Annotated in this window: 17 protein-coding genes and 2 pseudogenes; 7 read left to right on the forward strand and 12 right to left on the reverse strand. The window is 63.6% G+C overall.

Going from position 1 to position 22,119, the window contains the following annotated elements; translation table 11 throughout:
- The first annotated feature begins 23 nt into the window (after positions 1-23).
- A complete protein-coding gene (thsA, locus tag K6I40_RS20300) occupies positions 24-1,688 on the forward strand; it encodes a thermosome subunit alpha (protein WP_222920416.1) in 1,665 nt (554 codons plus the stop codon).
- A gap of 451 nt (positions 1,689-2,139) precedes the next feature.
- On the opposite strand, the gene K6I40_RS28640 is transcribed toward thsA, so the two are convergent.
- Positions 2,140-2,325: a hypothetical protein gene (locus K6I40_RS28640; RefSeq protein ID WP_255682180.1), complete on the reverse strand. Its 186-nt coding sequence runs from the start codon at positions 2,323-2,325 to the stop codon at positions 2,140-2,142.
- On the opposite strand from K6I40_RS28640, the pseudogene K6I40_RS28645 reads away from it, so the two are divergent.
- The 3 genes and pseudogenes from K6I40_RS28645 to K6I40_RS20310 form a co-directional block, all read left to right on the forward strand.
- Positions 2,305-2,363, forward strand: a pseudogene (locus K6I40_RS28645) (hypothetical protein); the annotation flags it as partial. The gene K6I40_RS28640 and the pseudogene K6I40_RS28645 sit on opposite strands and share 21 nt — an antisense overlap.
- 69 nt (positions 2,364-2,432) lie before the next feature.
- The gene (locus K6I40_RS28650) at positions 2,433-2,930 is read left to right on the forward strand and encodes a class I SAM-dependent methyltransferase (protein WP_255681808.1); all 498 of its coding nucleotides are present in this window, start codon (positions 2,433-2,435) and stop codon (positions 2,928-2,930) included.
- A 132-nt stretch (positions 2,931-3,062) separates the two neighbouring features.
- Entirely contained in the window at positions 3,063-4,055 is a 993-nt protein-coding gene (locus tag K6I40_RS20310) for an ornithine cyclodeaminase family protein (protein ID WP_222915973.1), read from the forward strand.
- Positions 4,056-4,134: 79 nt separating this feature from the next.
- On the opposite strand, the gene K6I40_RS20315 is transcribed toward K6I40_RS20310, so the two are convergent.
- From K6I40_RS20315 to K6I40_RS20340, 6 genes are all read right to left on the reverse strand, one after another.
- The gene (locus K6I40_RS20315; protein ID WP_222915975.1) at positions 4,135-5,574 is read right to left on the reverse strand and encodes a sugar porter family MFS transporter; all 1,440 of its coding nucleotides are present in this window, start codon (positions 5,572-5,574) and stop codon (positions 4,135-4,137) included.
- A 180-nt stretch (positions 5,575-5,754) separates the two neighbouring features.
- Complete coding sequence (locus K6I40_RS20320; protein WP_222915977.1) at positions 5,755-6,510, reverse strand: DUF2071 domain-containing protein; 756 nt, start codon at positions 6,508-6,510, stop codon at positions 5,755-5,757.
- A 98-nt stretch (positions 6,511-6,608) separates the two neighbouring features.
- Complete coding sequence (locus tag K6I40_RS20325) at positions 6,609-7,373, reverse strand: bacteriorhodopsin (RefSeq protein ID WP_222915987.1); 765 nt, start codon at positions 7,371-7,373, stop codon at positions 6,609-6,611.
- Complete coding sequence (locus tag K6I40_RS20330) at positions 7,370-9,625, reverse strand: HAMP domain-containing methyl-accepting chemotaxis protein (RefSeq protein ID WP_222915991.1); 2,256 nt, start codon at positions 9,623-9,625, stop codon at positions 7,370-7,372. The genes K6I40_RS20325 and K6I40_RS20330 overlap by 4 nt, the downstream gene beginning before the upstream one ends.
- Positions 9,626-9,931: 306 nt before the next feature.
- Complete coding sequence (gene leuS, locus K6I40_RS20335) at positions 9,932-12,634, reverse strand: leucine--tRNA ligase (RefSeq protein ID WP_222915994.1); 2,703 nt, start codon at positions 12,632-12,634, stop codon at positions 9,932-9,934.
- Positions 12,635-12,813: 179 nt separating this feature from the next.
- Positions 12,814-13,221, reverse strand: a complete 408-nt coding sequence (locus K6I40_RS20340; protein ID WP_222915998.1) for a hypothetical protein — start codon at positions 13,219-13,221, stop codon at positions 12,814-12,816.
- An 82-nt stretch (positions 13,222-13,303) separates the two neighbouring features.
- On the opposite strand from K6I40_RS20340, the gene K6I40_RS20345 reads away from it, so the two are divergent.
- Positions 13,304-14,074: an SDR family oxidoreductase gene (locus K6I40_RS20345; RefSeq protein ID WP_222916001.1), complete on the forward strand. Its 771-nt coding sequence runs from the start codon at positions 13,304-13,306 to the stop codon at positions 14,072-14,074.
- Positions 14,075-14,123: 49 nt separating this feature from the next.
- On the opposite strand, the gene K6I40_RS20350 is transcribed toward K6I40_RS20345, so the two are convergent.
- From K6I40_RS20350 to K6I40_RS20370, 5 genes and pseudogenes are all read right to left on the reverse strand, one after another.
- The gene (locus tag K6I40_RS20350) at positions 14,124-14,543 is read right to left on the reverse strand and encodes an Hsp20/alpha crystallin family protein (protein WP_222916003.1); all 420 of its coding nucleotides are present in this window, start codon (positions 14,541-14,543) and stop codon (positions 14,124-14,126) included.
- 62 nt (positions 14,544-14,605) lie between these two features.
- Positions 14,606-15,061, reverse strand: a complete 456-nt coding sequence (locus K6I40_RS20355) for a peroxiredoxin (protein WP_222916007.1) — start codon at positions 15,059-15,061, stop codon at positions 14,606-14,608.
- Positions 15,062-15,382: 321 nt separating this feature from the next.
- Positions 15,383-16,195, reverse strand: coding sequence for a prephenate dehydratase (gene pheA, locus K6I40_RS20360; RefSeq protein WP_222916010.1), 813 nt, complete (start codon positions 16,193-16,195; stop codon positions 15,383-15,385).
- An 84-nt stretch (positions 16,196-16,279) separates the two neighbouring features.
- A pseudogene (locus tag K6I40_RS20365) lies at positions 16,280-17,592 on the reverse strand (MFS transporter).
- A 545-nt stretch (positions 17,593-18,137) separates the two neighbouring features.
- On the reverse strand, positions 18,138-18,446 hold the full coding sequence (locus K6I40_RS20370) for a non-histone chromosomal MC1 family protein (protein WP_222916013.1): 309 nt from the start codon (positions 18,444-18,446) through the stop codon (positions 18,138-18,140).
- A 238-nt stretch (positions 18,447-18,684) separates the two neighbouring features.
- On the opposite strand from K6I40_RS20370, the gene K6I40_RS20375 reads away from it, so the two are divergent.
- Together K6I40_RS20375 and K6I40_RS20380 are read left to right on the forward strand one after the other, a co-directional pair.
- The gene (locus K6I40_RS20375) at positions 18,685-18,882 is read left to right on the forward strand and encodes a hypothetical protein (RefSeq protein WP_006185211.1); all 198 of its coding nucleotides are present in this window, start codon (positions 18,685-18,687) and stop codon (positions 18,880-18,882) included.
- A 269-nt stretch (positions 18,883-19,151) separates the two neighbouring features.
- On the forward strand, positions 19,152-21,953 hold the full coding sequence (locus K6I40_RS20380; RefSeq protein ID WP_222916016.1) for a M14 family metallopeptidase: 2,802 nt from the start codon (positions 19,152-19,154) through the stop codon (positions 21,951-21,953).
- Positions 21,954-22,119 lie beyond the last annotated feature (166 nt).

Raw genomic sequence — 22,119 nt, forward strand, 5'->3', positions numbered from 1 at the left:
CCTTGACTATGGCTCAACAGCAGATGGGCAACCAGCCCCTTATCGTACTCTCGGAGGACAGCCAGCGAACCTCCGGGGAGGACGCGCAGTCGATGAACGTGCAGGCCGGGAAGGCCGTCGCCGAATCGGTTCGGACGACGCTTGGCCCGAAGGGGATGGACAAGATGCTCGTCGACTCCTCGGGCAACGTCATCGTCACGAACGACGGCGTCACCCTGCTCTCGGAGATGGAGATCGATCATCCCGCGGCTGACATGATCGTTGAAGTCGCCGAGACGCAGGAGGAGGAGGTCGGTGACGGCACGACGAGTGCCGTCGTCGTCGCTGGCGAACTCCTCAGCCAGGCCGAGGACCTGCTGGACCAGGACATCCACGCAACCACCCTCGCCCAAGGGTACCGAGAGGCCGCCGAAGAGGCCACCGCGGCCCTCGAGGAGATCGCCATCGACGTTGACGAGGACGACACCGAGATCCTCGAACAGATCGCCGCGACGGCGATGACCGGCAAGGGCGCGGAGAACGCCAAGGGCCTCCTTTCGGGGCTCATCGTCGAGGCCGTTCGCGCGGTCGCCGACGACGACGGCGTTGACACGGACAACATCAAAGTCGAGAAGGTCGTCGGCGGTTCGGTCGAGAACTCCGAGCTCGTCGAGGGCGTCATCATCGACAAGGAGCGCGTCTCCGAGAACATGCCGTACTTCGCCGAGGACGCCGATGTCGCAATCATCAACGGCGACCTCGAGATCAAGGAGACCGAGATCGACGCCGAGGTCAACGTCACCGACCCCGACCAGCTCGAGCAGTTCCTCGAGCAGGAAGAGGCTCAGCTGCGCGAGATGGCCGAGCAAGTCGCCGATGTCGGCGCTGACGTTGTCTTCGTCGACGGCGGCATTGACGACATGGCCCAGCACTACCTCGCACAGGAGGGCATCATCGCCGTCCGTCGCGTCAAGTCCAGCGACCAGGCCCAGCTCGCTCGCGCGACCGGTGCCTCGCCGGTCTCGAGCGTCGACGACCTGACCGAGGACGACCTCGGCGCTGCCGGTAGCGTTGCACAGAAGGAGATCGCTGGCGATCAGCGCATCTTCGTCGAGGATGTCGACGACGCGCGCGCCGTCACCCTGATCCTCCGCGGTGGCACCGAGCACGTCATCGACGAGATCGACCGCGCTGTCGAGGACTCGCTGGGCGTCGTCCGGACGACCATCGAGGATGGCAAGGTGCTCGCCGGCGGTGGCGCACCCGAGATCGACATTTCGCTCTCGCTGCGCGACTACGCCGACTCCGTCGGCGGCCGCGAACAGCTGGCCGTCGAGGCCTTCGCGGACGCACTCGAAGTCATCCCGCGCACGCTGGCCGAGAACGCAGGACTCGATCCCATCGACTCGCTGGTCGAGCTTCGCAGCGCTCACGACGGCGGCGACACCGCTGCCGGTCTCGACGCCTACACCGGCGACACCATCGACATGGATGCCGAGGGCGTCTACGAGCCGCTCCGCGTGAAGACCCAGGCTATCGAGTCCGCCACCGAGGCGGCCGTCATGCTGCTTCGCATCGACGACGTCATCGCCGCGGGCGACCTCGCAGTCTCCCACGATGACGACGACGAAGACATGCCCGCCGGCGGCCCCGGTGGCATGGGCGGCGGCATGGGCGGTATGGGCGGCGGCATGGGCGGCATGATGTAAAACTAAATTTTGCTCTGCGGGCCGCCGAAGGCGGCCCTCGGCAAAATTTAGTATAAAAGCACTCCTCCCTCCGTTTCGGGATGCTTCGCGTCCCTCCACATCGGTCGTCGGCCCGCGAGCGCCGATGCGCTCGCGGTGAACGGCGTCGTTCGGGTTCTCCGAACCGCTCACTCGCCGATAGAAGACCCGTGGGACGCGTCACCGGCACTTCGTCCATCGGGCTGCGGCCCTCGCGGTGAGAAACGGAGGACGCCACTCGCCTCGAACCGCCGTTCCGAATAGCCCATCTCGATTTCGTCGAGTCGGCCCACTTCTCGATATTTCGTCACCGCTCCCGAATCCCAATTCTCGCGATTCGATCCGCGATCGATATCCCTCGAGTCGATCCGTCGAATCCACCGTCGAGTCTCGTCCCCCTCGAGAGCCGCCCTCACACAACCTTCATGTATTTTCACCACAAGAGTCGGCCGTGACGAACGACGCCGACAGAAAGTGCGACGTAGCGACGGCCTTCGGGGACGCCGCGGACGGCTATCGGGATGGTGACGTCCTCAAGGAGGGCGCCGACCTCAAGCGCCTCGTTGACTGGTGTCGCGACGCGACGCGTGCACTCGACGTGGCGACGGGCGCGGGACACGTCGCCGGCGCGCTCGCCGAAACGGACGTTTCGAGAGTCGTCGCGGCGGATCTCTCGCCAGAGATGGTCGCGACGGCGACGACCGAGTACGGCGGCCTCGAGGGGTCGTGTTCGACGCCGAGCGACTGCCCTTCGCGACGGATCGGTTCGATGCGGTCTCCTGTCGGTTCGTCGCGCATCACTTCCCGGATCCCGAGGCGTTCCTCGCGGAAGTCGAACGCGTCCTCGCGCCGGGCGGCGTGTTCGCGCTCGAGGACCTCTGCGTCCCGGCCGATCACGATCTTACGGCGTACGTGAATCGGATCGAACGGCTTCGGGATTCGGGTCACGTCGAGACCTACTCCCGAGAACAGTGGCTTGACTGGCTCGCGGAGACGGGGCTGACGGTCGAAACCGTCCACGAGACGAGCCGTCGGCTCGAGGTCGACGCCTGGCTCGACCGGATGGACGTGCCGGTGGACAACCGTCGCCAGATCAAATCGCTGCTGTCGGATGCGCCGGTCGCCCTCGAGGAGGCGTTCGAGTTCCAGTACGTCGACGACGGCGACGGGCGGCGACTGGAATCGTATCGAGCCGGCGTCGTACTGTTTCGAGCACGGGGCTGACGGCCGTCTGCGGTGTCCGATCAAGTCCAGTATCGGTTCGAGAGACAACCGCGTTCCGAGGTGGCCCGACCCGTTTCACCTCCTGCCGGCTGATACTGACGAACTAAGTAGCGGCCCATGATATTCGGGCATATGAACACGCTTTTGCTGGACAGCGACGACGTCGACGAGCTCGCGCGACTGTCCGATGTCATCGACGCGGTCGAACAAGCCTTCGGAGCGTTCGAGCGGGGGACCACCCAGATGCCCGCCAAGTCCTATATCGACCTCCCGCAGTACAACGGCGACTTCCGGTCGATGCCCGCCTATCTCGACACGGGCGAGTGGGACGCCGCCGGGCTGAAGTGGGTCAACGTCCACCCCGACAACCCCGCGGACCACGACCTGCCGACGGTGCTGGGGACGATGATCTACTCCGATCCCGAGACCGCGTTCCCGCTGGCGATTATGGACGGGACGACGCTGACGATGAAGCGGACAGGGGCCGCCGCGGCCGTCGCCACTGACTACCTCGCCGTCGAGGACGCCTCGAGCCTCGGTCTCGTCGGGGCCGGCGTCCAGTCGTACACCCAACTCGAGGCGATCAGCGAGGTCCGTCCGATTGCGGAAGTCGTCGTCTCGGACCCCGACGAGGAGCGCGTCCAGCGGTTCGTCGATACCTTCGAGGACCGGTTCGACATCCGCGGAGGCTCGATTTCAGAGGCGGGTCACTGCGACGTGCTCTCGACCGTGACGCCCGTCGAGGATCCGATCGTGGGACTCGAGGATATCGGCGAGCACACGCACATCAACGCCATCGGAGCCGACGCGGCAGGGAAACACGAACTGCACGACGAACTGTTGGGGGCAGCCCGGATCGTGATCGACGACCACGAGCAGTGTACTCACTCGGGTGAGATCAACGTCCCCTACGGCGAGGGGATCCTGACCGATGCGGACATCCACGGCGAGATCGGCGAACTCGTCGTCGGTGCGACGGACGGGCGGACCGAAGAGACCGGTATCACGGTTTTTGATTCGACCGGGCTCGCGATTCAAGACGTTGCGGCCGCTCGAGTTGTTTACGAGACCGCCCGGGAGAACGACGCCGGTTACGGGTTCGGGATGATCGATACCGGTCAGTAGGCGGTCCGTTCGCCGGCCGACGAACAGACGATGCGACCCGCGCGTCAGTTCTTGACCGGAATGCTGTGCGTATCGACCGTTAGTCGTCCGACTCCGTCACGCGGGGCTTCTCGCCGGCGTCGGCTCCAAACGCTGTTTCACGGAGATCAGCTTCGATTTCCTCGAGCGACCGTCCCTTCGTCTCGGGGACGAGCCGATAACAGAAGACCAGCGCGAGCAAGGAGAGCGCGCCGTACAGCCAGAACGTTCCGGTCTGGCCAATGCCGTCGACCAGCCGGAGGAAGGTCAGCGAGACGAGCAGGTTGCCGGCCCAGTTGACGACGGTAACGACGCCCATCGCCGTGCCGCGAACCTCCATCGGGTAGATCTCAGAGATCATGAGCCAGAAGACCGGTCCGAGCCCAATCGCGAAGAACGCGACGTACAGCATCAGGCTCCCGGTTGCAATCCAGCCGATCGCGCCCGAGAGGCCGGGCAGGTAGAACGCGATTCCGAGGACGGCGAGCATGAGGGTCATTCCGCCGAGTCCTGTGAGTAAGAGCGGTCGGCGGCCGGTGCGGTCGATCAACAGCACCGCAACGATGGTCATAACGACGTTGACGACGCCGATACCGACGGTCGCGAGGATCGAGGCGGTGTCCGCGAAGCCGGTCGACTCGAGGATCGTCGGTGCGTAGTACATGACCGTATTGACGCCGGTGACCTGCTGGAATGCTGCCAGCCCGACGCCGACGATCAACATTGGCCGCACCCACGCCTCGAGCAGGTCACGGAGCGTTCCGGACTCGGTTCGGACCGTCTTTTTGATCTCGTGGAGTTCGTCCTCGACTTGCTGCTCGACGCGGGTACTGGCGAGTACCTCGCGAGCGTCGCTCTCACGACCGTGCTCGTAGAGCCAGCGGGGGCTCTCGGGCATGAACAGCATTCCAACGAACAGAACTGCGGCAGGGACCATGCCGAGGCCAAGCATCCAGCGCCACTCGCCGCCATTGGAGAACGCGAAGTTTACGAGGTACGCGATGAGGATACCGCTGGTGATCGTCAGCTGATTCAGCGAGACCAGCGACCCGCGTATTTCCGGCGGTGAGATCTCCGAAATGTACAGTGGACCGACGACTGAGGCGAAGCCAACGCCGATCCCGTCGACGATTCGACCGACGATCAGTACCTCGACGGTCGGCGCGATCGCCATGATGAACGATCCGACGAAGAAGACGACGGCTCCGACGAGTATGAGGCGTCGTCGACCGAGCCGATCCGCGAGCCGACCGCCCAGCGCCGCCCCGATGATCGCGCCGATCATCGCCCCGCTGACGATGATCCCCTCGATCAAGGAGGCGTTTATCGAATACCCGAAGACGGTCGCCAGTTCGAACGTATTTCGAATGTACAACATCGCGCCGGAGATGACGCCAGTGTCAAACCCGAACAGTAGTCCGTTGAGCGCGGCCAACGCCGCGACGACGTAGATAAACGAGTTTCGCTCGTTGCCGGTCGCTCCTGTGCGTGTCGTTGACATCGGTACTATGTAGAAATATTGTTTCATACCGTAGTTAACAAACCTAACGATACGCGTCCACACAGGGAAGAGGTGTAGCGGTCGTATTCAGCGCGCCATACGGGTCAGTATCGGTGTTCTAAAGGCAGCTCTGTGGCTCTGACTCGAATTAGGTACCAACGGATCCTCACTGAGACTCAGTCAGCTTTTGATCCGCCGCGGAATCGAGCCCGTCATCGATAGTTCGTCGGCGTAGTGGACGATCGGATCGCCAATCGGCATCGGTAATCCGTTGGCCTCGAGCATCGTGTTCTCGCGGATCGTCACCACGGCCGGCTGGAGCGGCCACGGATCGTGTGCGATCTCGCCGGTCAGGACCCCGTCGGCGTCCGGGGCGTAGAACCGACGACGCGCCGTAAGCCAGTGCTCGAGCGTATCCGGTTCGGTGGTGAAGACGTCGCCGTCGGGTCGGTAGGTCGCGGCGAATCTGGCGGGAACGCCGCCCGTCGTCTCCCGGCGTTCGCTTTCGAAGGCCACGTGGTTCTCAGTGGCCCCGACCCGTGTTCGGGCGTGATAGACGGGCAATCTCGTCGTCCGCCCGACAGTCGCGGCGACGAACGCGTTTCCAACGTCGATGCTGAAGAAAAACAGACCGGGATCGCCCCGATACCGAACGTATGTCCGGACATTGAGTTCAGCGAAGGCCAGCCGAGTGATCGACGGCGCCCCACGAAGTCCCACGTTCGTGAGCACGAACGGGAGGACGCTCACCCAGGCGTGACCATCCCGCGTCTCGAGCGTCAACCGGCTGGGCACGTGCGGGCGAAGGGCGTCCGGATCGACTGGCCAGTGGACGAACAATCCGTCACGCCAGGTCATCGAGACGACGTGTGGTGCTTTCGGCGACGACCCATCTGCGAATGTCCATCGAAAGGGGTCCGTACGTTGTGCGTTCATCCTCGAATCCAACGGATGCTGTCCCGACTCTACGACGGACCTGTGTATAAAATAGATAGCTTGCTGTCAGTTCCGATGGCGGTTCGGTCGAGTCGCTGTCAGTCGGCCGGCTCGACCGCGGACTCCTCGGACTTCTCGAGGGTGACGCCGTCCGAGCCGTCGTCGCCTCCATCGGTCGATTTGAGTCCGGCGATCACCTGATCGGTCGCGTCGGTCGCCCGTAACACCAGGACACCGAACCCGATTCGGGCGAGGATGTCGAGATACGAGGCGACGAAGATACCGCCGAACGCGTCGAGTAGCCCCAGTCCCTGCCGCGAGACGAACCCCATGACGAGGTAGAACACCCAGAGCAAGAGCAGCAGGTTCCGGAGCTTGCCGTAGAGGAGGACTCGCTCACCATTTTGCTGGCCGGAGCGTTTCGTGATCGGCCAGATCATCAGGACGACGATCGCCACGAGGGAGACGATCGTTACGATCCCGGCGACGGTGTTCAAGGGAGGATCGAGGAGGTAGCGAACGGCTGTCGATCCGACCCACGCCACGCTCAGGACGATCGCGACGGCCAGTTGCCGTCTGGTCGCCCCGGCGATCAGCCCGGCGACGAAGACCATGATCGGCGTCGCGATCACGTAGTCGACGTACCGGGTCAGCGGGATCGGCTGGCCGCCCGCCGTCGTGATGCGGAACAATTCGATCGACATGCCGAAGTTCGAGAGTGCGAGCGTCCCGCACATGATCGGTACGGGGAGGTAGTACCGCCGCTTTCCCGCGGGCATCCGGGCGATCCACACGAGGAAGCCGAGGGTCGCCGCCGTCATCGCGTAGAACGCGAACTGATAGAGTTGGACTTCGGGTATCATTGGGACTCACCTCCCTGTCCCGCAGGGGCCACAGTCGAACCGGCCGGCGATGACGAGACGGTGAACTCGTCGACGGCGTCAGCGAGATCCGCGGCTCGCTCGTCCAAGCGGGTCGCCTCATCGGAGACGTCAGTAATCGTCGCCGTCGTCTCTTCGGCGGCCGCCGCGGCCTGTTCGGCCTGCGACGTCGTTTCGTTCGCGACACTTGCGACGTCCTGGACGATCGTCGCCAGCTCTTCGGCGGAACTGGCCTGTTCGTCCGTTGCCTGATCGATCTCTTGGACGCCAGACGTCACCTGTTCGATCTCCGTCGCGATCCGGTCGAGTTTGGTCGAGAGCGAGTCCACCCGTTCGGTCGCCGACCCGATCGTCGACTCGGCTTCCTCGATCTGTGTCGCGCTCTCGGTCGCTCGCTGTTGTATCGATTCGATCATGATTTCGACGTCCTCGACTGCCGTCTGGGTCTGCTCTGCGAGTTCCTTGACCTCATCGGCGACAGCCTGGAACCCGCCGCTTTCGCTCGAGGCACTTTCCGATCGCGCGGACTCGATGGCCGCGTTCAGCGCGAGCATGTTGGTCTGGCCGGCGATTTCGTCGATCACCTCGACGATTTCCTGAATCTGTTCGGCCTCTTCGTCCAGCGATCGGATCGTCTGTGCGACGGCTTCCGTCCGGTCGCTGGCCGCGTGCATCTCCGCGGTCGTCTCCGTCGCCGCCTGCTGACCGTCCGTGGCCAGATCGTCAACCTGACTCGACTGCTCGGCGATGTTACTCGTCGCAGCAGCGACCTCCTCGACGGTCGCGGACATCTCCTTGACTTCGGTCGTTGCCACCGAAAGGTCCTCGGCCTGCTTCGAGGACCCGTCCGAGATCTCCTGGACCGACGTGCTGACTTCCTGGCTGGCCCGACTGATCTCGTCGGAACTGGTCTGGACTTCGGTACTCGTCCGGGCGACCTCCGCCGAGATCGTCTTGACCTGTGCAATCGCGGTCTCCAGGTCGACGATCATCTCGTTGAACGCCTCGGCGATCGACACCATCGCCTCGTGGTCCGTTTCGGGCTCGAGGCGCTGCTCTAAGTTGCCGTCGGCACACGCCGCCATGACATCGCTGTAGCGTTCGGCCTCGGCCTCGAGTTCGCGGTTGCGCTCTTCAGTCTGGTGTTTGGCCTCGCGAGCGCGTTCGTGCTGGTCCTCGAGATCGGAGAGTGTTTCCCGCAACGAGTCCCGCATCGACGCGAACGAACCGTAGAGGGTCCCGACCTCGTCGACCCGGTTGGTCTCGAGGTCGACCGTGAGGTCGCCGTCGCCCATCCGTTCGGTCTTGTTCGCGAGTCGGCGGAGATACAGAGAGATGTTGCCGCCGAGGACGACCCCGACAAGTCCGAGATGGAGGACGAAGAGCAACAGAACTGCGAGTAGCGACGATGTCGCCGTTTGCTGTGGTCCATAGACGGCTGCTGCGGTATCGTAGGTCATCACCGTCAGCGATTCGCCGCCGGTGTCGATCGTCGCCGCCGTCGCCGCGAACTCCGTCTCGGAGCCGTCGGGGACGTCGGTCGCGACGCCGTCGTCGCTCGGCGAGACCGCGGCGAGGACCGCCTCGTCACCGACCGACGCCTCCTGGCCGATCGTCGCGATCGTCTCCCCGTTGGCGTTCGTGACGACCGTACGACGCGAGTCTCCCTCGGTCTCGAGGACCGATGCGAACGCGGCGGTCGAGGCGGAGACGGCCACGTACCGTTCGTCATTACCCTCGACGCTCGAGATGAACGAGAACACGGACTCGTTGCTCGTTATCGCCTCGTGAGTGGCGCTGGGTCCGTCGGTGCCACCCTGCACGCCGGCCGCCTCGAAGACGTTCTCCCCGACGGCAGCGTCCGCACTGCTCGCGAGGACGTCCCCGTCGCCGTCGAGATAGTGAATCTCCGTGACTCGGTCCTCGCGCGCGGACTGAGCCGTCGCGAGTCGGTCACTGATCTCGTCGTTCGTTCCTGTTCGGACGGTCACATCTGCGGTGAGCCCGTCCGTCGTTTCGGCGGTGGTATCGAGCCAGGCCGCCGCGACGTCGCTGCGGTCGTCGGTTCGATCGCTGAAGTGCTCTTCCGCCGCCGGGCCGACCGTGCCGGAGACGTGACCGAAAAAGAGCGCCGAGACAGCGATCGTCATCACAACGACCAACAAGAAAATCAAGCCGATCTTTACACTGTACGTTTCTCTGAACCGATCAGGGAGATAGTCCTCGAGTGCCATAATGTCAAATGGGTGAGTGTAGCGCGGTACTGATTGCTGCCTTCGTCTCTACTGCTCACCCGTTCTAATTGAATGTATCGGTAGAACTAATTATCTTGAATGATAGATATTCACTATCCTGTATCTACGATGAGTACAGACAGTGATACCGGGGTGTACTCCTGCGTCCAAACCCATCAAATAAATGCCAATTGCGTTTTACTACGATGGTAACAGCTAGCGCTGGCGGATTCGATAGACAAGTGAGAGACGGGCCATCGCTACGGGTCGTCGACTCGGCGTTCGATGGCGAGACGTGGAGATCGCTCAGTCGTCGATTTCGATCGCCGGCCGGCCGGGTTCGGCGTTCGTGAGAACGTCGTCGTTGGCGTCGTCGGCGTGAACGACGCTAACTGGCGCGTCGAACTCGCGTTCGATCAGCCACGCCGCGGACTCGAGGGCCGCGTACTCGTCGTCCGGATCGAGCGTCATCGAGAGCGCTTCCCGCTCGGCCTGCAGATCCTGGCCGTAATCGGCCGCGGCGTCGCCCTGCTCGCGGATGTGTGACTCGCCCATGAGTTCGCCGATCAGGTTGTCAGCATCGCTCTCGATCGCGATCTCGAGGGCGTCGTACTTCCACTCGGGCGCGATGACGACGTCGATCCCGGTGGGGTCCTCGATCCCGGCGACCTCGACGATATCGCGGATGTCCTCGCGAGTGTTTTCGACCAGTCGGCGGCGCTTGGCAACGTAGTCGCGGTCGACCTCGGCGGTTGGCCACTCGGCGTTCGCGACGAACCCGTCGCCGCCCAACGTCTCGTGCAGTTCTTCGGCGATATGGGGCACGACCGGCGAGAGCAGTCGAACGACCGCCGACAGTCCGCGCTCGTACGTTTCGGCGTGGGGTTCGGTAGAGTCGGAATACTGGCGCAGCGTTCGAACGAGATCTTGTGTTTCGCGCAGCGCCTTGTTGAACGTCAGGTCGTCGTACTCGTCGCTAGCGATGGCGATCGTCGCATCGATCTCTGCGTCGACATAGCTCGCGATGGCGTCGTCGTCGCCGTCGGGTTCCTCGGCAACGTATCCCTCGATCATCCCTTGCAGCCGCTCGAGGAAGGCGTACGTCGACTGGACGCCCTCCTCGCTCCAGTCGAAGTCGCGTTCGGGCTGGGCGGCCTGCATCATGAACAGGCGCGCGGTGTCCGCGCCGTACTCCTCGACGATCCGCTGGGGCGAGACGACGTTCCCCTTCGATTTGGACATCTTCTCGCCCTCGAGTTGGACCATCCCCTGTGCCAGCAGATTGGTGAAGGGCTCCCGGTGTTCGAGGCCTTCGTGGTCGGCCAGCACCTTCGTGAAGAATCGCGAGTAGAGCAGGTGCATTACGGCGTGTTCGATGCCGCCGACGTACTGGTCGACGGGCATCCAGTCGTTGGCTTGCTCGCGATCGAAGGGCGCGTCCTCGAGGTCGGGGGAGATGTACCGCAGGAAGTACCACGAGGAGTCGACGAAGGTGTCCATCGTGTCGGTCTCGCGAACTGCTTCCCCACCGCAGTCGGGACAGGTCGTCTGCTTCCACTCCTCAGCAGCGTCCAGCGGATTGCCGGTCGTGTTGATGAATTCCGGCAACTCGACGGGCAGGTCCTCCTCGGGAACCATCACGGGGCCGCAGTCGTCACAGTGGATGACCGGGATCGGCGTCCCCCAGTAGCGCTGGCGGGAGATCCCCCAGTCGCGCAGCTGGTACTGCGTGGCTTCCTCGGCGCTGTCGATATCCTCGGTGAGCCGCTCGCGGGCCGTTTCGCTGTCCAGCCCGCTGTACTCGCCGGAGTTGATCAGGACGCCGTCTTCGGTGTAGGCTTCGTCGTCCACGTCGGGCGCGGTCGGCTCCTCGTCGCCCTCTGGCTCGGGGGCGATGACCGGCCGGATGTCGATCCCCATCTTCTCGGCGAAGACGTGGTCGCGCTCGTCGTGGGCCGGCACGGCCATCAGCGCGCCCGTCCCGACGTCCGAGAGGACGAAGTCGGCGACGTAGACCGGAATCTCCTCGCCGGTGGCGGGATTCGTTGCGGTCAGGCCCGTCTCAACGCCGTTTGGTTCGTCGCCCTCGGGATCAGCCTCGTGCTCGACGAACTCGTGGATCTCGTCGTCTTCCTCGGCCAACTCCTCGCTGATCGGGTGATCCGGCGCGAGCGCGAAGAAGGTCGCTCCGTGGATCGTGTCGACGCGAGTGGTGAACGCTTCAACCGGTCCGTACTCCCGCGGCTCGGTACCCTCGCCGCGTCCGTTCGAGGCGCTACGCGCCTCGCTCCCCTCGATTTCGAAGTCCAGCTCGGTCCCGAACTGGCGGCCGATCCAGTTGCGCTGCATCTGCCGGACCGAGTTCGGCCACCCCTCTAAGTCGTCGATTGCCTCGAGCAGGTCGTCGGCGTACTCGGTGATCTGCAGGAACCACTGCTCGAGTTCGCGCTGTTCGACGGGCGTGTCACAGCGCCAGCAGAGTTCGGCCTCGCCTTCGACTTGCTCGTCGGCGAGGACGGTCTCGCAGTGGGGACACCAGTTGACTTCAGCGTCGCGGCGCTCGATCAGGCCTTCCTCGTGGAACCGGGCGAACAGCCACTGGTTCCACTTGTAGTAGTCGGGCGTACAGGTGGCGATCTCCCGGTCCCAGTCGTAGCCAAAGCCCATCGCGGTCATCTGGTCGCGCATCGTGTCGATGCAGTCGAACGTCCAGTCGCGGGGGTTCGTGTCGCGCTCTTTGGCCGCGTTCTCCGCGGGGAGGCCGAACGCGTCCCAGCCCATCGGATGGAGGACATCGTCGCCGCGCATCCGGCGGTAACGAGCGTACGCGTCCGTAATCGTGTAGTTGCGGACGTGGCCCATGTGGAGCTTGCCGGACGGATACGGGTACATTCCGAGGACGTACGTCGGATCCTCAACGTCGTCGGGCGTCCGATAGACGTCCGCGTCGTCCCACGCTTCTTGCCAGCGCCGTTCGACCGTCGCGTGGTCGTATCCCGCGTCGCTCATTTGCTTATATACCTCTAGGATGGGACGCTGCCCTATACCTTTCCATACACTAGCCCGCTCTCCCGCGGTCTCCGGCGACCGTCCTCGAGAACAACGTTTACGGTGACCCGCTGTCAGCTCGAGCTCGTGGGCGAACTCGCACGCGAGACGCAGGAACGGATCCGCGATGCGCTTGCCGATCACATCCCGGCCTCGAGTGGCAGGTCGAACACCGGCTCGCCGGCACGCCCGTCGACGTCGCGGGAATCGGTGACTCGCGGCTGGTTCTGATCGAACTCGAGTGGCGGCGGGCCGACCCAGCGGACAACGCAGCAAAGCTGTTTCGCCACCTCGAGGCGGGGCTTCTCGACGAGTTCGCATCGATCATTGTCTGTCACTGCTTTACCGGATATTACGATCTCGCCTCGGGCGGCGTCTCCTCGAAGCGGGAGAATGCCGAGTTCGTTGGCTCGACCGCGTCCGCGGCCATCGAGCGGTTCGCGTACTACCCCGTCGAACTGCCCCTTAATCCGCCCAAGCGGGGCGGCGACCGACCAGAGACGCTTCCCGCGGCCGTCGACGCCGCCGTCGAGGCGATTGCAGGGCACCTTGAATCGTAGCCCGGACGACCGGCCGTTGGCGGTTCCGGGAAGCGGGACGTTTTATCCTCGTCCCGGTTCATCTCGAGTCATGGTAGCAGACACCACTGTGTTCGTCACGGGAGCGAGTCAGGGACTCGGCCGCGAAATCGCTGTCGCGTTCGCCGACGAGGGCGCGAACGTCGCCCTCGCGGCCCGGAGCGACGGGATCGACGAGACTGCAGCGCTGATCGACGCGCCCGATCGAACGCTGGCCGTCGAGACCGACGTGACCGATTTCGAGTCGGTCGCCAACGCCGTCGACGAGACCGTCGAGGCCTTCGGCGGCTTGGACTGCCTCGTGAACAACGCCGGCATCGCCGGCCCCACCGCGCCGGTCGAGGAGACGACCGACGACGAGTGGCTCGAGACTCTGGACGTCAACGTCATCGGAATCGCTCGCGTCACGAGGGCGGCGGCTCCTCACCTCCGCGAGTCGGCACAGGGGAGCGTCATTAACATCTCCTCGATCGGCGGCAAGCGACCGTACGCGAATCGGACGCCTTACGCCGCCTCGAAGATGGGCGTGATCGGGCTGACCCGCGCGCTGGCGGCGGAGTTCGGCGACGACGGCGTGACGGTCAACGCGATCTGTCCTGGGCCAGTCGAGGGCGATCGCATTCGCAACGTCTTCGAACGGCAGGCCGAGAAACAGGGGGTTTCCGCCGAGGTCGTCGAAGACGAAATCCTTGAGAGCCTCATGATCGACGATCTGGTCCCGCCCGCGGAGGTCGCCGACATGGCCGTTCACCTCGCGAGTTCGGACTCACGGCACGTCACGGGGCAGGATATCAACGTCTCCTCGGGCGGAGCGTGGTACTGAAAAGTCGGCTCGAATCGGCGGCTCGAGCGACGGTCTATCGGCGAGCGAGCTACTCGATGTCGATCTGCTTCGAGTCCTCGCCGCCCGACACCTTCGGCAGTCGGACCGTCAGTACGCCATTCTCGAACCCGGCGGCCACCGATTCCTCATCGACTGGCTCTGGCAGTCGGATCCGACGACTCGCCGATGTTTTGGTCCGCTCGCGCCGGAGATACGTTCCCTCGGCGTCGGCCTCGTCGTCCATCCGGTTGGCCTCGAGGCGGAGCGTGCCGTCCGAGAGAGTCAGTTCGATGTCGTCGGTCTCGTAGCCGGGCAGGTCGGCCGTGACGACGTACTCCTCGTCCGTGTCAGCGACATCGACGGGCACTGAGCCCGGTACTTGCAGTCCGCCAGCGGTCATACCCTCCTCGACCTGTCGGCTGACGCGATCGAGCATTTCCTCGATTTCGTTGAACGGGTTTCCTCGCATGTATTGTAGTAGGGTCCCGACGGGGATAAATTCTGCCCGCAGAACGACGACAGAAGGAGCGACTACTCGGGGAGGGTCACGAGCCCGTCGTCGAGCGCATCGAGTAGGACCTCGCGGGCGTGGCCGTCCGGGTCGACGCCCTCATAGGCGGCTTTGACTTCGCCGTCGGCTATCAGGAACGTAGTCCGCGCAGTCGTGCCGTCCCGCAGTTCGACGTCGAAGGCCTCGGCTATCTCCGCGTCGGGATCCGCGAGCAAGTCGAACTCGAGGCCCTCGGAGTCACAGAACGACCGATGAGAATCCACGTCGTCGGTCGAGACGCCATAGACGTCGACGCCGGCATCCCGGTAGGTCTCGTGCTCTCGCTGGAACTGGTTCGCCTCGATCGTACAGCCGGGCGTGTCGTCTTTCGGATAGAAGTAGAGGACCGTCGGCTCCTCGAACGCGAGGCTGACGTCCTCGCCGTCCTGGTTCGGTGCAGTCACGGTTGGCGCGTCGTCGCCTGCATCGAGCGGCATACACGTGGTACCGTTGGACGCAGAGAAACAGTTTGCGGTACGGTGATCGACTCGCCCATCCCCGACCGTATGCCGTCGGTCGCCCTTTTCCGTCACGTCTTTCTCCGTGATTCACAGGCAATGAGGACTCTCCGAGCGTATTATAGGTCGGCCGTGGTAGCCCCGGGTGCACTGTGCTCGTGTCCGGGTTGGGGTAGTGGCCATCCTTCAGCCTGTGCAGGCTGAGACGCGTAGTTCGATTCTCGCACCCGGACTTTCGCGCTGTCCTGACGTTCGTTCGTACTGCCGCTCGTCGCCACACCGTCTCGAGGGGCAACAACTCTACTCGACGACGTGCTCGGTATCGTACGAGCCGAGCCGGCGGACCCAGCCGTCTTCGGCGAGGGCCTCGAGTTCTTCGATCGCTTCCGCCGTTCGCGACTCGTACAGTCCGGCCTCGACGTCGATATGGAAGACGTAGTCCCCCAGTCGCTGGCCGCTTGGCCGCGACTCGACGCGGGTCAGGTTGATATCCCGGTCCGCGAACGGCTCGAGCAACTCGAGCAACAGGCCGGGGTAGTTCGCGCTCGGATAGACCACTAACGAGGACTTGCCGCCGCCGTTCGAACGCTCCGCGGCGGGCGCAATCGCGAAGAAGCGCGTCGCGTTCGAGTCCTGATCCTGAATGTCCTCGGCGAGCACTGTGAGTTCGTCGCCGCCGAGTGCTGGGTGGCCGATACCCGCCACCGAGGGATCGTCGCGGGCGAACTCGACGCCCTGTGCCGTACTCGCGACGGCCTCTACGGTGGCCTCGGGGTACTCCCGCTCGAGGTAGGTCCGACACTGGGCCAGCGCCTGGGAGTGGCTGGCGACGGTGTCGAACGCTGGACCCTGAGCGAGCAAGGCGTGTCTGATCGGGGTGACGATTTCGCGGACAACGGCGACGTCGTAGTCGGCGACAGCGTCTAAACTCTCCGTGACGGAGCCCTCGATACTGTTCTCGATCGGGATCACACCGCGGTCGTACTCGCCGCTCGCGACGGCGTCGACGATTGCGGTCACCGACTGTCGGAAGTCGATCTCGTCGTCATCGGCGATCGCACTCGCCGCTCTGTGAGAGTAGGTCCCTTCGGGTCCGAGCGTGACTGCAGCCATTACCTCCCGATAGGAGCGAACGGGTCAAAAGACCGTCGGGTTTCGCGGACTTTCGGCCCGCGGTCGGCCAGCGTCGGACGAGAGTCAGTCGTCGATCGGTGCGCGAGACGGGCTCTCGCTCGAGGCCACGAAGCCGTCGTCGGTCGCGCGAGCCGCGACGTGGGGCTGGAAGACCCACGCGCACAGCACGACGATAGGGATCATCGTGGCCGCGACGACGGCGTAGCCGGTGTGCAGGCTCGGCATCATCGGTGCGGCATAGACCAGCGGGTAGACGATCCCACCGACGGTCCCGACGCCGCCGACGCCGCCGACGACGCCGGCGACGCTGCCCGAACTGTCCGGGAACATGGCCGGCACCTGCGCGAAGATGGCTCCCTCGGCGAACGCACAGCCCATCCCAACAACGAAGCCGGCCGCGACGGCCAGCAGTACCTGCCCGGTCAGGCCCGCCAGCGTCATCCCGACCATCGCGACGACGATGAAACACAGCGAGACGAACGTCCACTGCTCGCGGTAGCGGCCGGTAAAGACCGGTAGAATGTTCTTCTCTTTGCGTGCGAGCAGGTCGCTGACGTAGCCGCCGATCGGCCGCAGTAGGCCCGCAGCGACGGAGAACGTCGCAGCGAACGTGCTCGCGAGCACGAGGTTGTCCGTGTTGAAGCCCTCACGGTAGTAGGTGGCCAGCCAGCCGTTCATCGACAGCTCGAGGCCGAAGCTCATCACGTACGCCAGCGCGAGCACGACGATTCCGTAGCGGGTTGCGGTGTGAAGCCATTGTTTGAGCGTCGCGCTTTCGGCGGTTGCCTGACGGCGTTCCTCGGATTTGGCGGCCTCGCCGATGGAGTAGTAGACGATCGCCAGCAGAATCGAGACGATCCCGGTGTAGAAGAAGGTGGCCCGCCAGTTGCTCTCGAAAAGGGGACCGCTCCAGCCCTCGCTGAACACGCGCGGGAGGATGAGCGCCCCGCCCGCCGCGCCAGCGTTCCCGACGCCGGCGTAGATCCCCTCGGCGGTGCCCAGCTCTTCTTCCTCGAACCACTCGGAGACGTGCTGGATGCCGATGACGAAGGTAATCCCCGCCGTCGCGACGATCAGTCGCTCGACGAAGAAGACGGCGTACGATTGGGCGAACGCCGACGCCATCGAGAACACACCCACGTAGGCCAACACAATGGCAAACACGTCGGTGCGCCCCAGCGATCCGAGAGCCACCCGGTCAGAATTCGCCCGAACGGCGCGAGCCAGATCGCTGCACTCGCCAGGATCCCGATTTCGGCCACCGAAAGGCCGAACTCTTCGGCCATCGGTCCCGTGAAGGGAGCGAAGGAAAACCAGATCAGGAACGAGAAGTTGAACCCGATCGTCGCCAGCATGAGCGTCCGCCACTTGGTCATCTCGATCACGGCTCTTCACCCCCGATTGCACCGGAAATGTCCTGTTCCTCTTCCCCTACTATTTCGGCGTTATCGCAACAGTCGTTTGGATACTATCCGAAAAGACACCATCTACCACTCCTTATTTCTCACTTTCCTCGACGTACATCCACATATTCGCTCGGGTTAACTGGCGACTGTCGTATAAACCTACTTATTAGTGTCCTTCCAACTATTGGGCACTGACCCAATAAGGATGCCCAGTATTATCCCATTTATCCTTCGGACAAACGTGGCACTCTCAGCTATTATGGCAAGAATTCAAATTTAGCTGTCGCTGATGTTGACATCTATTCGAATTTACGTCGACCCACTGACCGTGTCCTAATCCGGGGGAAGCGGGCTCATCGGCTCTCTCCGTCGGAGGCGAGGCGATTTCGCTAGCTGAGCGTCCGCCTACCGAACGACTTTCGAGGGGATACTCTTCGACAGACATACATCTCGAGACGGGCGACGGTACTGCTCGCGGACGAACTCGCCCCGGAGAAATCTACCGGGTTGACGACTTACTCCTCGAGGTGTTCGATCCCTTTCTTCGAGACGTTCGCCTCCGTGATCTCGCCGGGCATCCAGTCGGGCTTGTCGTCGGGAGCCGTCTCCTCCCACGCCCACCCGTCGTAGATGTGGACCTTGTCCGTCCCCTTCTCTCGGAGCTGCAGTTCAACCCGTTCCGCCTCGTCCTCGCTCGAGCCCGGCTCGAGCCGGCGAGCCGCCTTGAGCGCCGCCTGCCGGGGCGTGTTGCCCGAGAAGACGCTCGACTCGTCACCGCCCGATTCGCGCAGTGCAAAGTTTCGTTTCCCGTCTTCGCGTACCATGATTTCGCCTCCGTGTCAATTCAGCACACGATCCGACATAAAGATATCCCCACAAATCGACCGACTGCGGCGGTATCTTTAAGTAAATCGCGCACGCCATTTCCCCCGCACTATCTACGGTCTGCGCTCGTCGCCGTCTCGTGATTGTCGTGACAACGAGTGTGTATGCAGGTCATTCGTTGGGTCGTCGAAAACACTTAAGTATATCCTACGGCGAAGTTCGGAATAGAATCCCGCGATGGTACGGAAAAAGAAGCTGAGTCCAAGCGGTGCGAAAGACGACGACGGTAACTACCACAACGTCCACCTCAACCTCCACGAGGACGAACTCGAGGTCGCGGGCATGGATATCGGCGACGAGGTCTTCGTCCGAGTCCGGGACGGGAAAATAATCATCCAGAAAGCCGACGAAGACGACGTGGAACACGAGTTCTAGGATAGGAACTTCTTCTCTCGACGTCTCGCATAGTCCATAGCCATTTCATTACTGTCATGTACAGCCTTTCGCGCTCGCTGAGCGTCATTCGGCAGTTCTGGGGCTATCAGTGCCCGTTCTGCTAGCCTTCGATATCATTTCTGCTATTTCTGCCCGCACCACGTTCGACTTCATAAATATACGCTTCTCAGAGACATTCACTTGTTCGTTACTGTATTTGTTTCACATCAGTGTGAGTTGTGATTGTGGGATAGCTCCCACGATCGGTAATGTCGAAAGGACCATACTATACGCAATCACAACGATCCGCCGATCGTCCGACTGACGATGCTGCCGGCCGCGGTTCGGACGACGCGTTCGTGGACAGTGCCATCGACCGACGGACGTTCCTTTCCCTCTCCGCGGCGACGGGAGCCGCACTCACGCTTCCCGGCTCCGCTACCGCGGACGTCCACGGCAAACCGATGACCGACGAGTACGAGTTCGTCGTCAATCACACCCCCGAGGAGTACGAGGCGGCGACCGTCATCGAGTTCGCTGACCGAGCGGCACTCGAGGCCTTTGCAGCCGAATACGAGGAGACCCCCAATCCAAACCTATCCCGTGCACCGAAGGCAGTAACCCGAGACTCACCGACGCCAGCGGCACACGCGCATCTCACCGCCGATGAGGTCACGGACGTACTCGAGCGGGACGGGATCGAACTGATGGACTTCTCCCCTGGCGCGAACCCTTGGTGGAAACTCGAGGAGCCCTACGCCGACGGCATCTTCCCGCCAGTCGAGGAGGCCCGGGAGTTCGTCTCCTATCGCGAGACTGGGCGGGGACTTGCCCACCTTGAAGCGACGTTTCCGGACCGCGTCCGCGTTCACACGCTCGAAGAATCGCCGGGCTGGCCGAACCGGGACACTGGAGAGAACCCCGATCCACAGGACATCTACGTCGTCGACGTCACGAACGGCGTCCGGGACGAGACATCGTTCGCTGAGAAAGAGAAGGTGGTCTACTCCCTCTCGATCCACGGCGACGAGCGCGCGGGCGCCGAGACCGGCGCTCGGCTTCTCGAGGATCTCGCTCGAGGCGAGGCCGACGGTTTCGAGGACCTACTCGACGACATCGCGTTCGTCTTCGTGTTCACGAACCCCGACGGCTGGGTGGCTCGCGACCCCGAGTTCGACATTCCGCGAGGGGAGACCAGGCTCAACTTCCGGCGCGGGAACGCTGCCGGCGTCGATACCAACCGGCAGTACCCGACGATGGGGTGGGTCGATCCGGCGTTCTGGCCCGCCGAACCCGACGGCGCACCCGACGAGTATTACGACGTCGTCCCGGACTCGCTGGCGGTCGTCGACCACTTCCGCGAGTACGAGAACGTGACGTACCTCTGTGACTACCACGGGATGTACACCGCTGACCACATGGTGTTCAACCTCGAGACGAACGCCCCGTTCGATCACGACGGGACCCACGACCTTGACGAGGTCAACGTCCGCATCGGCGAGGGGATGGAAGCCCACTGGGACGGCATCGAGGCGATCGCGGACGATATCGAACGCGCGTGCGAGGAGCAGTACGGTGTCTCGGACTACGTTCCCAATGGCTTGTTCGATTACGGCACGGTTTACGATTCCCTCGCCTATCAGGTGACCGGCTCGCTCCTCGGGTGGGCCGGCCAGCCGGAGGAGTTCGGCGGGCTCGGAGCAATCACGGTCGTCCCCGAGATCATCTTTGCGAACCACTCTCCGGACGCCCGGATCCAGTGGAAACCCTACATCGAACGCCATCTGGTCACTGCCTACCGGATCTCGATGCGCGAGTACGCCGAGATGACCGCGACGGACACCGATGCGACCGTCGCGACCGGCGGTCAGGACACCGCATACGTGACGACGGACGAACTCACGCGCTCATCCGCCGATCTCCCGTACACCGACGAACACCCAGGCAAGGGCCGCGGGCCCGGCCGGGGCCGCGCGACTGAGGTCCGCCATCGTCACGAAGTCGTCCGGCCCGGCCCCGCCAATCGCGGGACCGTCGACACCGAGACGACCGCATCATCCCACTCTCTGTCGGTCCAATTTACCGGCGTCGGCGACGCGACCGACGGTCACATCCACATCACCAACCCCGCCGGAACGATCGTTCACGAAATCGATCTCGCGGCGAAGGCTGACCCTGACACCTCGACGCCTCGGTCCCACGACTTCGAGGGATGGTTCCGCCATCGACCTGACGCCGGCCGGTGGGACGTCGAGGTCGAGAGCGATGCCGATGTCGAGGTCGATATGACCGTTCTGGACACCGACGACGAGTACCCCGATCCGCGAGAGGTACTCGGCTACGAGCAACGCGAGTACACGGTCAACCCGATGCAGTTCTTCGCTGATCTCTCCGATCATCTCGAGGACGGCAGCATGGACGGGTTCCGGGTCCACGACGTCCGAAACGGTCTATTGCTCCGCGGTAACTCCGGGAAGCGCCGCTACGATAAACTGGTCATCTCCCACGACGCGGGTCTCGACGACCCGAAGTACGCCGCGGAGATCGAGTCGTTCGTCGAGGCCGGCGGCGACCTCGTGCTGACCGATACGGGTGTGAACTTGCTCGGCGCGCTCGACGTCAGCGACGCGGCGACGATCGATCCTGACGACCTCGAGACCGTCGCGGTCCAGTTCGCGAACCTCGAGGACAGAGACTTCGATCATCCGCTACTCGATGGCGTCCGCCCGCGACAGCAGGAGATGTGGAAGGGCTCGCAACTCGGGTACACCACCGGGGTCGACCAGCCGGCAACGATCATCGACGGCGACGCGTTCGACGCGGCCGGCGGTCGCGCCGCCGGAACGACCGGCGGCGGCGTCAGCGCCGGGACCCTCATGGCAGGCGATGCCGAGATCAACGTTCTCGGATCGATTCTACCGCCCGCACAACAGACGGTCCTGCATCCGTTCGGCATGGCCGACTACTCCCTCTCGTTCATGGGACATACGCTCGTATGCAACGCCCTCGGATTCGAGCAGCGGCGCTATCGCGAGGGAGAACTCATCCGGACCTACGGCGAGATCCGGTAACTCCGGGCGAAAAAGCCGCTCGCTTCGCTCGCGGCCCTACTGGAGTGCCCCGAGGTCGAACTCGAAGACCGCACACCCACCTTTTTCCGTTCGGGTGGCTTGCGATGCTCGCCACCACTCACGCAAAAAATCTGGACCAAAAAAGAACCGCTCGCTTCGCTCGCGG

It is taken from the genome of Natrinema sp. SYSU A 869 (assembly GCF_019879105.1).
Classification (GTDB): Archaea; Halobacteriota; Halobacteria; order Halobacteriales; family Natrialbaceae; genus Natrinema.